At 46.4% G+C, this 1,008-nt stretch carries 1 protein-coding gene and 1 pseudogene; both read left to right on the top strand.

The genetic code is table 11. From position 1 onward, the window contains the following. Window positions 1-6: 6 nt before the first annotated feature. Window positions 7-459: pseudogene (locus tag ACFIJJ_RS09845) on the top strand (S49 family peptidase); the annotation flags it as partial. Between the two features lie 236 nt (window positions 460-695). Then, window positions 696-962: a hypothetical protein gene (locus ACFIJJ_RS09840; protein WP_375646815.1), complete on the top strand. Its 267-nt coding sequence runs from the start codon at window positions 696-698 to the stop codon at window positions 960-962. The last annotated feature ends 46 nt before the right edge of the window (window positions 963-1,008 follow it).

Genomic DNA, 1,008 nt, shown 5'->3' with positions numbered 1-1,008 from the left:
TTTGATTTGGTTGAAGAGTTTCAAACACTCTCAAAACAATACGACAAGCCCATTTGGGCACATGCCAATGAGTTTGCCTGTTCTGCAGCTTATGCCATTGCTTGTGCGGCTTCTCAAATATGGGTAGCTCGCACAGGGGTTGTGGGCTCGATTGGGGTTGTTTGTGCCCATCTTGACCAATCCCGTGCAGATGAAAAACACGGGCATAAATGGACCTTTGTCTTTGAAGGTGATCACAAAACCCATGGCAACCCTCACGAACCCTTGAGCGATACAGCACAGATAAAAATGCAAGCCGATTGCGCCCTGCTCTACGAGATGTTTGTCGATTTGGTGGCGCAAAACAGACGCTTAAATGCTGCTGCAATTCGTGACACAAAAGCAGAAACTTTTATAGGCACCCAAGCGATCACGCTTGGATTAGCAGATGTGCAAGGCACTCTTGCGCAAGCTTTGGAAGCCTTAACGGATTCCATATCACAAAACCCAACATCAACAGAAAAAGAAGGACAAAACACATGGCACGCACACAATACCGCGCTGAAGAAGATGATGACGAAAAGATTGTCGACATCATCAATGACGAGGAAGAGGACGAAGACGATAGCGACATCGACAAAAACGCCGAAGACTTCGACGATGAAGAAGACGAAGAGGACGAAGACAATGAGGACAATGAAAACAAGCGCGAAGATATGAAAGCCGTGCTTGAAAAAGAAAGAAAGCGCGCAAAAGCACTAACAACCCTTGAAAGGCAAGCAAAGCACTTAGGCGTTTCTTTTGACGCAGCAAAAGCTATTCAAAACGGTATGAGTCTCGAGAAAGCACGCCAGTGTGTGTTGACGGCTGCTAGCTCTCAAAGCGCGTCTTTAAAAGTCTCGCCTTATACCCCTCATAGTGATGGGACGAGCAAGGCAAAGATTCATACAAAATGGGAAGCAGCTTGGAGGGCAGTGAAATGACGAATATTATTTATGACGACGTACGCAATGGCGCTTATCTTGGACC

This window comes from Bartonella sp. TT29SHDZB (assembly GCF_042193395.1).
GTDB lineage: Bacteria > Pseudomonadota > Alphaproteobacteria > Rhizobiales > Rhizobiaceae > Bartonella.
The sequence above is the reverse complement of the archived record's forward strand: the minus strand, read 5'-3'. Positions and strand labels throughout refer to the sequence as shown.